Raw genomic sequence first — 14,714 nt, 5'->3', positions numbered from 1 at the left:
CATCCCGGATTTTTGGGGAACATTTCTAGCACCTGGATGACTCATAAAAAGGGTACAGGTGAGCAGCAAGGTCCCGAGAGGAGCGGAAGTCTGATGCACTTCTCGGGATCATGAGGTTTACATATATCGGGTGGTGAGAAGTTTACGGGCAGTTGCGATATCCCGCTGAATGGTAAGCATCTGCATCTCCATATGGAGACGTCGATAGACAGATAGCGCCAGTTCATAACAGGAGAGCGCGTGGCGTATGTTCTGCTCACGCTCACCACGCGTTAAATGGGCGTAGGCTTGACCAAGATAATGTTGGTTAAAGGCCCATTCGTGCGGTGTCAAATCTGGTGTTTGGATCTGGAGTGCCTCTTCAAAACAGGCAATCGCGCTTTCAAGATCCTCTTGCCGTTCTCCATTCGAAATACTCCAATAGGCATGCCCAAGGTTTCCCTGTGTCGCGCCCCATTCATCCTGCATGTTCTCACGCGCATAGACAAGAAGCGCGGCACGATAACAAGAGATAGCCTGCTGCAAATGAGCAAAGCGTTCGCCAGACCACAATTCTTTATAGGCATTGCCCAGATCGCTCTGGGTTTTCGCCCATTCATAAGGCGTATCTTTACGATTATAGACCTGGAGTGCCGATTCAAAGGATGCAATGGCTTTCTGCACATTCATCTGATGGGCGTCTTCGTCCGGCTCTTGTATTAATATATAGACATGCCCAAGGTTATAGTGGACGCTGGCCCAGGCTAGCGGATGTTGCGCAAAGGTATAGATGTGTAATACTGCTTCAAAACAGCTAATAGCCTGTCTTAGCTGTTCTTGCTCATTTCCTTCCGGCATATCGAGATAAGTCAGACCCAACATATTATTAGTTTTAGCCCACTCGGTGGGATACGCGTTCTGAGTGTAGACCTGAAGCGCGGCACGGAAGCAAGCAACCGCCTGTTCCAAACGGGATTGCTCGTCATTACTCGACATCAAGTTATAGGTAATACCTAGATTGGTATAGATGGCGGCCCAATCCAACGGTGTGTGTTCACGTGAATAGATGGTCAGAGCATCCTCATAACAATCCACGGCATAGTGCAGGCTTTCTTCACTCTCATCACCGGGCATATTGCGATAGGCATTGCCCATACTCTGCATGATATTGGCCCAGAGATCGGGATATTGCTCGCGTGTGTTGACCTGCAAGGCCGCCTGGTAATGGGTAATCGCCCGTTCAAGATTGGTCTGCCGCTCACCTCCAGGCAGGAAGGCATGCACATTGGCAAGGTTGTATTGCGCCGATGCCCATTCCTGCGGAGTGCCCTCACTGGTATATACACGCAGGGCAGCTTCATAGGCGGTGATAGCTTTACGCAAGGTCGCATAGCGATCATCAGTTGGCAATAAACAATAGAGATTGGCCAGGTTATACTGTACCGCAGCCCACTGCATAGGAAAAGTTTCGTAGCCGTACACATCCAGACATGCCTGTAAACACGACAATGCCTTGAAGAGCGATACGCGACGGCTACTTCCCAGCACGTGGAAGTAGGTTAGTGCCAACTCATATTGTGTCAAAGCCCAATCTAGTGGCGTTTCCTCGCGTGTGAACACCTCTAATGAAGCCTGCAAAGCCGCAAAAACTTTATTCAGGTTCTGCTGCTCACCCCTCAAGGCCAGATCACGGTAAGCAATACCTAGTTGTTGTTGCGTTTTTGCCCATTCAACAGGCGAAGTATCCAGGGAATATAAATCTAAAGCTGACTGAAAACAAGTGATGGCCTGTACCAGTTGAGCTTGTGAATCATCATTGTTAGAGTTACGGTAGGTCATACCCAACGCAAATTGAGAATCAGCGGTCGCACGCCGCTCATTAGCATCTTTCATTCGGAAATAACATCCTACAAGTAGCGAAAAGGGAGGGATCACTCCCGGCTGCGCATTCTATGCATAAAAACTAGAATCTTCTCATATGGATTGTATGTTGTGCCTTGCTGCTTGTCAATCATACCAATCAAATATTTCGAGCTCTCTTCAGGTTACCACAAAAAGCCAGTTACGCGCTATCCTCTCTTAAGTTATCCTGAAAGATGACAAAAACATGAATATTGCTTCTCAATAATGAATAAATATACATATAAAAACTAAAAGTACTTATTATTATCTTTCAATGCAAAGCATGTTTTATGATATAGAGAGAAATAGATTTAATGCTAAGCTTACTATTCTATCGAATGATGCACGTTAGCATTCGATAGAAAATAAAGCGCAAGCCATTATGTTGCGAGGGAGGAGGAATAGATCAATGCTTGGGCAACCACTATCGATCAGCACCTACCACATCCACCAGACCTATCCACCAGCCTCAACCAGTCAGCTTTTTAGTCAGGAAGGATAGATAAATTCTATGTCTCTACATGCAACCTTACGACATTACGCCTGGGTGATACGACACCATAGCATACAGATACTATCGTGTATCACTCTCTGTACCAGCCTTACGTACGTCGTCAGTGTGTATCTTCCTCCCACCTATCAAGCAAGCATACTGGTAAAAGTCACGCCATTGAGCACCAATACTGGCGATAGCAGTACCAACGTACAGATACAGACGGCTGATTATGCCCAATTAGTTACCAGTCCAGATGTGCTCCAGGCGGCAACAAAAACAGTGTCCCGAACCTCTGTGGATCAGTTGAACGGAGCCATCAGCAGCTCGCCAATCGATCAAACACAGTTCCTAATGATTTATGCCCGGGGCAACTCTATCCATCAGGCATTAGAGCGTGTCAATGCAGTCGCCAACAGTTTTATACATATCCAGATCACAAAAGAGGGCACACAATTACAGGTCACACTGGCCCATATTTCGCAAGAGATAACCAATACACGTCAACAGCTGGCTATCCACTCCAAACAAACAGCGACCACACAGCAGAAAAGCTCATTGGACAGTGAGCAAAGCCATTATAGCCAGTTACAGCTTGAGTATAACCAGCTACAGTTTGAGAACCTCCATGTGCCAGAACTATTGAGTTTACCGCGGGCAGCCAGCGCTACACAGCAACCCATCGCACCTGATATCCAACACAACACGCTCCTGGCAGCAGCCATCAGTTTAGCGCTGACGCTGCTTCTGACCTTGCTATGGGATTGGTTACATACAGCTATTCAAACTGCAGAGGATATCTATCAACAAGTTGATTTAGCATCTCTGGGACAAATTCCCTATCGACGCTCGCTGACGCAAGGCGCGCAACTGTTGGATTTCTCGCTGGAGAAGCTAGAAGACATTCGTACTGCCTATACAGTAATGGGTATCCGCTTCCAGGTACTCCATAAAGGCCAATCAGCCCTGCTTTGTACCAGTCTGCAACGTAAAAGCGGTACAACAACGACCGCTTCACAACTGGCCGTTCATCTGACCCAGACAGGTATGCGCGTCTTATTGGTTGATATGCATATCCAACAGCCAGCCTTGCATACTATCTTCAACCTGCCAGACACCTATGGACTGACGACCAGCCTGAGTGATGTACGCCATTTTGATAAGCAACCTGCACTCTATCCAGCAGCCTGGCTGGCACAATGGAAAACCTATCTACCCAATCTCTGGTTGCTCCCCTGCGGTCCAACCTGTGTAGAGCCAGACCTGCCAGCATCAAACCTCATATCAGATCTGGTTCAGCTTAAAGAATGGCTTCTCGGACAACACAACAGTGATTCTTATAGCTCATTACCTCAACTGATTGATCTGATCATCTTTGATGCCGGGCCACTTGATACAGGAAGTATGACCCATATGCTGACCACCGTAGCCGACGCCAGCCTTCTGACAATTGCAGCCAACACTACACAACCCGAGGAACTGCAACATGCCAGCCAGACACTACAACAGCTCGAGACACCTGTAATAGGTACCGTCCTGACCAAACACAAATCGCGCCATCGCAGCTACTTTTACGTCAAAAAACAGCAGCGACAGCAAACAGAAATCCAGGGGACCCTGCCAGAAACATCCCAAATGTTAGCAGATCATATCAGCTTACCGCCAATGGAATTGCCAGAAACGCCTCCACCCTGGCACAATAGTAGCTTATCCATAACTTCCGTGCAGACCAGATTAACCTTACCAACGGCTCAAAACACTACGGCGCACCAGTTTCAATCCCTGATGTCACGAGAAGTACCAGAGCCCGAAGAGCCAACAACCGGAGAATATATCCACACAGAGAGAGCAGAGCACGCGACACTCCGTATTCCATCCATGCAATTGGAAGAGGAAACCCTGGAGGATGATGAGACCGTGCGGAATTTCCAGACCTCGTTGGAATTGCCGATCATGAAGAAATTGCCAACGCATACCAGCCATACCGCACGTACCCGGGGCAGTAGTTTGCAACAATTCAAACAAACCTATACAGGCGAACACAGCCGTGAGCAGCTTACCTGAGACAACTGACATATCCGGACCAGCAGATGCCGCGTCAACGCTGAAAGAGTAATGCCAATGCCTTAACACGCGGCTCCTGGCCCCAGATCGCAAGCATATCTTCATACAGTGTATAAATTTCACTCAAGACAAGGTCACTATTAATCGTTTGAGCTACTTTAGCAGCCGCTTCCAGATAGATGCAACATTGAATCATATTGCCGAGAATAAGGGAGGTATAGGCACGATATTTTAAAAATTCAGCCCGCATACGTTCCGGGGGTGCAGGCTTCATATCATCCACCTGTGAGAAGGCTTCCCAGGCCAGGCGAGGCTGCCCCAGGCGCAAAAAAACTAATCCCTGATAGAGATAGAGTAGCGAGCGATCACAGGATGCATAAGCAATACATGCATCTTCCTCGGGTCGGTCTGGGAAAACCGCCACGGCAAGCTTTAATAGCTGGAGCGATTCGGCATCACGCCCCATAGCCGCCTGAATCTCGGCCAGTCCGGCAAATATCCAGCTATGCAGAATAGGAGAAATCTGGTCGTTGTTCGTGTTTACACAACGCAATGCATCATTATAGGCACTTAAAGCAGCCCCGACACGTTTACGCGCGGCAACAATCGTCGCCATACGGATCTGGGCAGCGACATACACATTCCAATCTTTAGAGAGCTGGCTATATACCAGGGCTTGCGTGCCATTGGTTTGCGCCGCTGAAAAATCTCCACGCTGTAAGTCTAATAGCGCCGCCAGTTGATAGGCCTGGGACATCAAACTGGCGGCCATCTTCTGGTCAGGACCAGGAATGAGCGTCGGCTTGATCAGGCGTGTAATATAGGTAGGAAGCAGACTCTCAAGCTCGCGTTGTTCGCCTGCCATATAGCTGTGCCAGCACGAGGCAAGTCCCAGGGCCCGGCTTGCTAGCAGCATGGAAAGGTCTTGCTCGTTATCCTCCTCTGCATCCCCACCATCTTCAGCATCCCCCACACCATTACCTGGTGTTTCAAAAGCATCTGTAGAGGAATTCTCAAGCAACACAGAGTGGTGTCTTTGCCAGTTCCGTGTTGAAACGACAGGTCGAGCAAAGCCCAACTCCTCAGGAGGTAAGGCAAAAACAGTGCAGAGAGCCTCCAGAGACGCCGGACGTGGCATCTGGACACCGGCTTCCCAACGATTATAGGTATGGCAACTTACCCCTACCTGCTCGCTTACAAACTGAGACGTCCAATGCTTTTCCATTCGAGCAGCTCGCAACATTTCATTCGGTTTTCCCATATTCTCCTCGCCCAGCACGTAATATCTGCCGTTGTTATAATCCCATTTGTGAAGTACGTCAAGTAGCAAGATAGTCAACCATATCCTGTCCTTACTACAGGATTCAGGTTTTATGGTACAAAGCCTCTATGTATGTGACTCCATAAATAGCATAGTACAAAAAATCGGTTAAAATTTGGTTTTTTTAATATACAAACGTCGCTCCTTCTTAACCACTTCATCACCGGAAAGCCCTTTCATAATCATGAATTTTATTGCATACTATGGTTATATATTTCATTTCAGTTATTTATTTTTGTTTATATATATTATTCACTACACAAGTAGAGAAGGTAGCACGATGGATAGACCTCATCATTTTAATAAGTATGTGTATCGCTATGGTCTCATGGTAGTCATTGCTAGTCTGGTTAGCCTGTATAGCTTCTGCGCGCTTTCATCTCCTAAGGCATCGGCAGATGAGAGTACGTCATATGTACGAGTGATTCATGCCTCACCTTTTGTGGGAACAGCGGATGTGTTCGTCGATGGTAAGCCTTTCTTGAATGGTTTTCGTTTTGCCTCGGTCACAGATTATGCGGCGTTACCCGCCGGTAACCACAAAGTCCAGATTGCCCTGGTTGGCAAAGGCATTGGAGCTGCAGCCCTGACAAAAACATTACCGGTTCAGGCTGGCGAGGCATACACAATTGCCGCCGTTGGTGCGAGCCCACAAACCCTTAATCTCCAGGTCTTTGTCGATGACAACAGAGTCGTTGCCAATTATTCAAAGGTGCGCATCTATCATCTAATTCCTGATGCAGGCACCATTACGGTCTCAATTGGAGAAGACACAACCATCAAAGATATGGCGTATCAGGATAACAGTGATTATGTAACTGTCGATAGTGGTCCCTGTACATTTGCGTTTACGATGCCATCTTCAAATGAGAAGATGACCCTGCCCCGGACCCTGGCTGCCAATACAGTCACCAGCGTATTTGCGGTTGGTATGCTCCATGGGAATCCCAAAGCCCAGTTAGTGGCAGCTACCACACAGGGCATACCGGGCCTGCCACAGACGGGGAGTGATCCAAATGCCATGCCTGCTCCCACATCCATCCCTGCATCGCCTATCTGGTTGTTGGCAATGGCCTTACTTGGACTGCTTGGACTGGGAATAACACGCCACTTCAGACGAAGCGCATAAATAAACTCATTTCCTTTATCTGTCCACACATGTGAGGTGTTGTGTGCTACAAGAACAAATGTCGCTCCCGCCAGGAACTGTCATACAGGGTCTGACAGGTGAGCGATATGTTGTCGAAGCGTTGCTCGGCCAGGGTGGCTTCAGTGCCGTCTATTGCGCCCGTGAACGTCATGGCAAGCAGACACGCTATGCCCTCAAAGAACTTATTAATCCCAGTTCTCAGGAACGTGGCCAACTCACCTATGAGGCCAGATTAATGCGCCGTCTCTCCCATCCCTCACTTCCACAGGTGTATCAGGTCTTCGAAGATACCAGAAATAACCGCATCTATATGCTTATGGATTATATTGAGGGCAAAAATCTTGAAGTGTTACGCCGCGAGCAGCCTGAAAAGCGCTTCTCGCTGGCCCTGACACTAACGCTCCTGACGCCTATCGTCGATGCCCTGGTCTATCTTCATAATCAGAAAGCGCCTGTTATTCACCGCGATATCAAGCCATCAAATATTATTATTCCCATCGGCACCGGGGATGCCATGCTTGTCGATTTTGGTCTGGCAAAAGAATATGTCGAAGGCAATACAACAAGCGTCTTCCGCTTTGGGACAGCGGGCTATGCCTCTCCAGAACAATATGGTCAGGGCACGAATACACGCACAGATATTTATGCCCTGGGCGCAACGCTCTATACTCTCTTAACTGGCCGCGTGCCCGTAGACGCTATGACGCGTATGATGAAGCGGCAACCAGGCAACTCATTAATAGCGGCCCATAACATCTGCCCGAGCATCCCCTCCAGGGTCTCGCGCGTCATTGACAGAGCGATGAGCCTCGCGATTGAAGAGCGTTACGCCACCGTTGAAGAATTCTGGCAGGAACTAACAATCGCAGCCGTCCAGCCCGCCACTCAACAGATTAGTCAGGCTCTGACCGCCAATCAGCCCGCGTTATCCCAGGAAGATATTGCAATCCTTACGACCTCACATTACGCTATCGAACCACAACAAGCGGCAGGCAATAAAAAAAAAGCAGCATCCAGGCCACAACGGCTGCACTATGGCTATCATCCTCCCAAAAAACGCCTGGAACGGCGCACAATAATGATACGGTCCTTATTGATCCTGCTTCTGCTTGGTGGAATCATGGATCTCTTACTGATGAACATCGGTCAGCACCATACATCCTCTCCGCTAGTTCAAACCAATCATGGTAGCCGCGCGACGCCTAAAATACCGGCCACGGCCATCCCTGATAACACCCTTTGTAGCACAGACTATGCGGCATCGAATAGTACAGATAGCTATTCCATTTTGCTGGCCTCTTGCTATAGAGGAACCATGGAACATGCGGGCCTCTCGTTAGGGAAAAGCTCCTTTCAGCTCCTCAATATACAGCAACATCAGAATACATTCACCGGACAATTTCAGGCGCAGGGCCAACAAGGTCACTTCAGAGGCAGCATCAATAAGCAAGGGGCAATGCAGTTTACAGTCCTCTTAACGACGGGAGAGAGTATCAAGTTTGCTGGCACCTGTACCCTGGGAGGAGTAATCGCCGGGCAGGGTTTTCAAATCTACGAACAAGCCCAACAGACAGAAGAAGATTATGGCTCCTGGACCGCTGTTGCCTATCTTAATGTTAAACACTAGCTAAACTGAAGCATAATAAAAGAAAGATGGCCCAAAAGGACCGTCAAATATATCCCATATCGGCAGGACACAACTGTATGGATAAGAATAAACGGTGACTTTAGAGGAAAAGAGACCAATTTATCTTGACATCCGGTGAGCTACTGATGTATTATCCACACGTGGGGACCAGTGTCTCCTATTTGTAAGGATTAAGGGCGGTTGCTGAAATTGGTAGACAGGGCAGACTTAGGATCTGTTGGTGATGAACCGTAAGAGTTCGAGTCTCTTACCGCCCACTTATAAAATGTATTATAATAGTGACGCAGTTAAGCGGGAGTGGCTCAGTGGTAGAGCACTTCCTTGCCAAGGAAGATGTCGCGGGTTCGAATCCCGTCTCCCGCTCCAACTTATCTAGACAGAGGGCATCCGAGAGGCTGCCCTCTATGGTAAGCGCATATAGCAAACTGCATCAGACGTAGCTCACAACGCGTTTGTAAAGTATACAGATATGTTGGTTATGCGGTACATGCAAACTTCTGCTGTGGGGTGGTCTATGGATAGTGATTGCCTCTCTGCGCTTCCCGCGGTCTTATTCTCAAATAGCGCAATTCCATTGTTCAGATAAGTGCAGTGTACCTGCTCGGCAGGCCACATCTCTGGATTAAAGTGAAGTGCAGCTTCGCAAAAAGTTTTAACACTGTCAAGTGACATAAAAATACAACAAAGAACAATCTGTTGGAGGAAATGTGAAGGTCTCTGTAGAAAAATTGCCAAATAGCGAGGCCGTCCTGAATGTAGATTTGACATGGGACGAAGTGCAAAAGGCATCAGACAAGGCATATAAAAAGTTAGTCAAAACAGTTGATATCCAGGGCTTCCGCCGTGGGAAAGCTCCACGTGCCATTCTGGAACGCCGCGTAGGGAAAGAGTACATTTATCAAGAGGGCCTTGATGAACTGATCTCAGAGGCTTATAAAAACGCTTTATCCGAAAATGACCTCACGCCAATTTCACAACCTACCCTGGATGCTCCTGCCTTCGAGATGGAGAAGGATTACCATTTCAGCCTGGTCGTGCCCATTGTGACTCCGGTCAAATTAGCTGACTATAAGTCGATGCATTTTGAGCGTGAAGAGGTAACTGTCTCGTCAGAAGAGGTTGAGAAAGAATTAGAGTCCTTCCAGAACCGCTCGGTCGAGTGGAAGAGCATTGAACGCCCTGTTGAGTATGGAGATCGCATTAAAGCTGATCTGAAATTGACCTCAGGTGAGCAACAGATTTCCGATCTGAAAGACAATGCGTTTGAGATCGCAAATGACCGCAAGGGCTTGTTCACAGGTATGGATGAGCATATCCTCGGTATGAAGGTCGGTGAGAGCAAATCATTCACCACCACCATCCCAGAAGATTACAGCAATACCAAGCTGGCGGGTAAAGAAGCGAATTATGATGTCACACTACACCTGGTAGAAACCAAAGAACTTCCTGCTCTGGATGATGAATTCGCGAAAAAAGTAAGCGATGATCAGTTCGACACCCTGGAAGACGTACGTAAAGCCCTTGGCGACAACATCCTGGAGCAGAAAAAACGGACCAACACTGAAGAATTACGCAATAAGATCCTCAAAGAGCTTATCGAGAAATCAGAGTTCGTAATTCACCCGACTCTGATTGAGGAAGAAGTCCATGAGATGGAGCATCAGTTCGGGCATATGCTTGAGCAACAGCACCTCAATATGGACCAGTATCTGAAAATGGTCAACAAGACGCACGAGGAGTATCATCAGGAACTTCATCCTGAGGCCAAGGAGCGCGTCAAACAACAACTCGTCCTGGAACAGCTGGCACGCGAAGAAAACATCACGGTTGATGCAAATGAGATCGAGGCTTTATTTAATGCCTACGAACAGATCGGACAAAACCTTCCTCGTACGGAAGAACAGATCCGCGCACTCATGATTAGCTTCCGCCGCGAAAAAACCTTGTCGCGCTTGCTCGAATTAACAACTGATCCTGATCCCGATGAAGAAAGCGAAGAGGTTGCAGAGGAAGACGCTGCGGTAGTTAACGCTGAAGCAGCGGCCATTGCTGGAGAGACCGAGGCGACCGAAAATGAAGCCGAGGAATCTGAGGCAGCAACATCTCTACCAGGCAACGAAACAACGGAGACAGTAGAGTAGAAGTGCAACCATCTGGTGCTGTGTTGTACATGCAGGAAAGGTGACAGAAGTGGCAAACTCAAAGAATATGCGTACGACATACCGTTGCTCTTTTTGTGGCAAAAGCCAGGATCAGGTCCAGCGATTAATCGCTGGCCCTGGCGGTGTCTACATCTGCGATGAATGTATCGATCTGTGTCGAGAAATCATCGAAGAAGAGCAAGCCACCGTTGCCAAGCCGCGCCTTCAGACAGGCAAGCTACCAACCCCAAAAAAGATCTACGAACAACTCAGCCAGTATGTGATCGGGCAGGAACGTGCTAAGAAATCGTTGGCAGTGGCGGTATACAACCACTACAAACGCATTGGCGTGGGAATGCAGGTCGATGACGTGGAACTGGGCAAGAGTAATATCTTGATGATTGGCCCTACCGGTAGCGGTAAGACCCTTCTGGCTCAGACCCTCGCCAAAGTTCTGGATGTTCCCTTCTGTATCGCTGACGCAACTGCCCTGACAGAGGCTGGCTATGTCGGTGAAGATGTCGAGAATATCCTGTTGCGCCTGATCCAGATGGCTGATTTCGATGTAGCTCGAGCGGAGCGTGGTATTGTCTACATCGACGAAATCGACAAGATTGCTCGCAAGTCGGACAATCCTTCGATTACCCGTGATGTGTCGGGCGAGGGCGTTCAGCAGGCATTGCTGAAGATCATTGAGGGCACGGTAGCAAATGTACCACCACAGGGTGGTCGCAAACATCCACACCAAGATTTTATTCAGATCAACACAGCGAACATTCTGTTTATCTGCGGTGGTGCCTTTGAAGGTCTGGAAAAGATTGTGGAGCAACGCCTCGGCAGTAACAAGTCCATGGGCTTCCGCAATTCTGGGAAGGAAGAGCAAGATAAGGCTGCGACAAAAGAGAAGAAAGAGACCGTTTTGACCCAGCTTATCCCTGATGATCTGCTCAAATACGGCTTGATCCCTGAGTTTGTCGGTCGCCTCCCCGTCGAGGTCGCTCTGGATACGCTGGATAAAGAAGCGCTCATCCGTATTTTGACTGAACCGAAAAACGCTATCGTCAAGCAGTACCAGAAAATCTTGCAGCTTGATCGCGTTGAACTGGTTTTCAATAACGATGCACTGGAAGCGACCGCTGAATGTGCGTTGCGACAACGCACTGGCGCTCGTGGCTTGCGCACGATTATTGAAGATGTTCTGTTAGATATTATGTATGAGATACCTTCTCGTGCTGATGTCAAAAAAGTCGTAATTAATGGGGATGTAATCAACTCTCATAATAAGCCACTTCTGGTAACACGTGGCGAGCGTAGCACAACCTATTCTGAAGATGAGTCTGCTTAATGCAGGCTCATCTGTTTTTTTCGTAGAGCTTATGTAATCTCTGTGGTTTGAACAGTTAGAAGATAGGTGGAAACCAATGAGTGAGCAAGAACGCCAGGATGTAGTCCAAAAGTTAAATGATGGGTATCCGTTAATGGCGTTGAAAAGCATCGTTGCGTTTCCCCATAATCGTCAGGCGCTTCCAATAGCTCGCGAGAAGACTATTCGTGCGATTGAAGAAGCAATGATGCAGCCCGAGCACATCCTGGTTGCCGCAACACAGCGTAGCATCGAAATTGATGACCCACAACCCAAAGATATCTATGGGACAGGGACGCTGATTGAGGTCGTGACCATGCACCGTCAACAGGATGGCACCCTCCAGGTGTTAATCCGGGGTATTAATCGCGTTACAATTGATGAGTATGTGGATCACGAACCGTTTATACGTGCACACGTCTCTGATTTGGCTGAGCCTCAGACAACGGGTGCTCAGGCCGATGCGCTGGTACGCCATACCACCAGCCTCTTTGAGCGTTATGCACAGCTCAATCGCCGCTTCTCGGTTGAAGATATCAATTCCATTGTCGCCCTCAAAACACCTCCGCTTCTGTCCGATACGTTAGCTGCCCATGTCGTCACTGATATGGCCCAGCAACAAGATCTGTTGGAAACACTTGATCCTATGGACAGATTGGAAAAGATCTGTGTGATCATGGGCAATGAAATTGAGATTCTAGAGCTAGAAACGACGATTCGGAGCCGGGTGCGTTCGCAGGTTGATCGTTCACAGAAAGAATTTTATCTGCGTGAACAATTGCGTGCGATTCAGGAAGAATTGGGCATGGAGACCTCATCCGAATCAGATGAACTGCGTGCCAAGCTCAACCAAAAACATCTCCCAACCGAAGCCGAGCTCAAGGTTCGCAAAGAGATTGACCGTCTGGAACGCACGCCATCTCAATCTGCCGAATTGTCGGTGATGCGCTCGTATATCGATTGGGTATTAGCTCTGCCCTGGAATGAACGCAACGAAGAAACCTTTAATATTGAGAGTGCACGCCACATCCTGGATCAGGATCACTATGGTCTGGAAGGCATCAAAGAACGTATTCTTGAATTTCTGGCCGTACGTGAGCTCCGCATTCAGGTCGCCCAGCGCAATGGAAATACGAAACAGATCAGCCAGGGACAGATACTCTGCTTGATTGGACCTCCGGGCGTCGGTAAAACCTCCCTGGGACAATCTATTGCGAAAGCGTTAAACCGTAAGTTTGCTCGCATCTCCCTGGGAGGCGTACATGATGAGGCTGAAATACGCGGTCACCGCCGCACTTACGTTGGAGCGCTCCCTGGACGTATCATCCAGAGTATGAAGACCGTCGGAGTACGCAATCCAGTCTTCCTGCTCGATGAAATCGATAAGCTCTCCTCGGAATATCGAGGTGATCCTGCGGCTGCGCTACTCGAAGTGCTCGATCCTCAGCAGAACAGTAACTTTACCGACCACTATCTCGAGCTGCCCTTCGATTTGTCTGAAGTATTCTTCATCTGTACCGGCAATATCAAATACCAGATTCCACGACCGCTGGCCGACCGCATGGATATTGTGGATCTGCCGGGCTATATGCTGGAAGAAAAAGTCAATATCGGCACGAAACATCTCATACCGAAGGTCTTACAAGAACATGGGCTGACATCTGAACAATTGCGTATTCCCCAGACAGTCGTGCAACGGGTAGTGATTGAATATACCCGTGAAGCGGGGGTGCGTAACCTGGAACGGCAGTTAGCCAGCATCTGTCGCAAGGCGGCACGACGTGTGCTCGAGAAGCCCAATACGCATATCCGTCTGACTACCCATAACCTGGAACAATATCTGGGTGCTCCGCGCTATACCAATGCGCCGCCGCTGATGCGTACCCAGATCGGAGCTGCCATTGGACTGGCCTGGACCGAGATGGGCGGGATACTCTTGCCGGTTGAAGTCGTCACCATGTCAGGCAAAGGTGAACTGCTCCTTACCGGACAACTGGGCGATGTGATGCGCGAGTCGGTGATCGCCGCCCTCTCCTACATTCGCACACGCACAGATGAATTGGATATTGATCCTGGCTTCCAGGATAACTATGATCTGCACATTCACCTGCCCGAAGGTGGTATCCCCAAGGATGGCCCTTCGGCAGGCATTACAATCGCAACCGCTCTTGTCTCGGCACTGACACGCCGACCCGTCCGCACAGATATGGCTATGACCGGTGAGGTAACCCTGCTGGGTAGCGTATTAGCGATTGGTGGACTCAAAGAAAAGGTCCTGGCCGCGCAACAGGCCAATATTCATACCCTGATTATTCCAACCGCCAACCAGAAAGATCTTCAGGACATCCCGGCTAAAATTCGCCAGCAAATCCACTTTACCCTCGTCGATAACCTGGATCAAGTGATTGAGGCCGCATTGTTGCCAGCGCCAGTCGAAGCAAGCAGTGAAAATAATAACACCCATATCAGCGCGCCCGAGCAATCTGCTGCCGCGCAAGAGCAGGGACGGCACATCCATCCACCCACCTCTCAGCAAACAGAGATGGAACACGAGTCGGACCCACAGAAATTCTTCATTCCACCTCCCGATCCAACCACAAATAAATTTTTCCCTTCCGCACATACAAAAGAAGATGACCACGATATCGGATAA

At 48.7% G+C, this 14,714-nt stretch carries 8 protein-coding genes and 2 tRNA genes; 8 read left to right on the top strand and 2 right to left on the bottom strand.

Annotated elements, in window-relative coordinates; translation table 11 throughout:
* Positions 1-117 precede the first annotated feature (117 nt).
* The gene (locus tag F1593_RS01925; protein ID WP_149399791.1) at positions 118-1,872 is read right to left on the bottom strand and encodes a tetratricopeptide repeat protein; all 1,755 of its coding nucleotides are present in this window, start codon (positions 1,870-1,872) and stop codon (positions 118-120) included.
* 520 nt (positions 1,873-2,392) lie between these two features.
* Between F1593_RS01925 and F1593_RS01920 the strand changes: the two genes are divergently transcribed.
* Positions 2,393-4,438 carry a polysaccharide biosynthesis tyrosine autokinase gene (locus F1593_RS01920; RefSeq protein ID WP_149399789.1) on the top strand — a complete coding sequence of 682 codons (2,046 nt, stop codon included), beginning with the start codon at positions 2,393-2,395 and terminating at the stop codon, positions 4,436-4,438.
* Between the two features lie 34 nt (positions 4,439-4,472).
* Here F1593_RS01920 and F1593_RS01915 read toward each other — a convergent pair whose 3' ends face one another.
* The gene (locus tag F1593_RS01915; protein WP_149399787.1) at positions 4,473-5,699 is read right to left on the bottom strand and encodes a helix-turn-helix domain-containing protein; all 1,227 of its coding nucleotides are present in this window, start codon (positions 5,697-5,699) and stop codon (positions 4,473-4,475) included.
* Between the two features lie 340 nt (positions 5,700-6,039).
* On the opposite strand from F1593_RS01915, the gene F1593_RS01910 reads away from it, so the two are divergent.
* The 7 genes from F1593_RS01910 (at position 6,040) to lon (ending at position 14,714) form a co-directional block, all read left to right on the top strand.
* Entirely contained in the window at positions 6,040-6,888 is an 849-nt protein-coding gene (locus F1593_RS01910; protein WP_172631788.1) for a DUF4397 domain-containing protein, read from the top strand.
* 43 nt (positions 6,889-6,931) lie between these two features.
* On the top strand, positions 6,932-8,536 hold the full coding sequence (locus F1593_RS01905) for a serine/threonine protein kinase (protein ID WP_149399783.1): 1,605 nt from the start codon (positions 6,932-6,934) through the stop codon (positions 8,534-8,536).
* Positions 8,537-8,731: 195 nt separating this feature from the next.
* Positions 8,732-8,814 (top strand) — tRNA-Leu (locus tag F1593_RS01900).
* A 34-nt stretch (positions 8,815-8,848) separates the two neighbouring features.
* Positions 8,849-8,923: transfer RNA gene (locus F1593_RS01895), tRNA-Gly, on the top strand.
* 341 nt (positions 8,924-9,264) lie between these two features.
* On the top strand, positions 9,265-10,698 hold the full coding sequence (tig, locus tag F1593_RS01890) for a trigger factor (RefSeq protein WP_149399781.1): 1,434 nt from the start codon (positions 9,265-9,267) through the stop codon (positions 10,696-10,698).
* Between the two features lie 49 nt (positions 10,699-10,747).
* A complete protein-coding gene (gene clpX, locus F1593_RS01885) occupies positions 10,748-12,043 on the top strand; it encodes an ATP-dependent Clp protease ATP-binding subunit ClpX (protein WP_308482512.1) in 1,296 nt (431 codons plus the stop codon).
* A 76-nt stretch (positions 12,044-12,119) separates the two neighbouring features.
* Positions 12,120-14,714, top strand: coding sequence for an endopeptidase La (lon, locus tag F1593_RS01880; protein WP_149399779.1), 2,595 nt, complete (start codon positions 12,120-12,122; stop codon positions 14,712-14,714).

It is taken from the genome of Dictyobacter arantiisoli, assembly GCF_008326305.1.
GTDB classification, from domain to species: domain Bacteria; phylum Chloroflexota; class Ktedonobacteria; order Ktedonobacterales; family Ktedonobacteraceae; genus Dictyobacter; species Dictyobacter arantiisoli.
This window is presented reverse-complemented; position numbering and strand designations above follow the sequence as displayed.

What these genes read in the sequence shown, in the direction of transcription:
- F1593_RS01910 (WP_172631788.1), top strand. Translation starts at nt 6,040, where the DNA reads ATGGATAGACCTCATCATTTTAATAAGTATGTGTATCGCTATGGTCTC.
- lon (WP_149399779.1), top strand. Translation starts at nt 12,120, where the DNA reads ATGAGTGAGCAAGAACGCCAGGATGTAGTCCAAAAGTTAAATGATGGG.
- F1593_RS01920 (WP_149399789.1), top strand. Translation starts at nt 2,393, where the DNA reads ATGTCTCTACATGCAACCTTACGACATTACGCCTGGGTGATACGACAC.
- F1593_RS01915 (WP_149399787.1), bottom strand. Translation starts at nt 5,699, where the DNA reads ATGGGAAAACCGAATGAAATGTTGCGAGCTGCTCGAATGGAAAAGCAT.
- F1593_RS01925 (WP_149399791.1), bottom strand. Translation starts at nt 1,872, where the DNA reads ATGAAAGATGCTAATGAGCGGCGTGCGACCGCTGATTCTCAATTTGCG.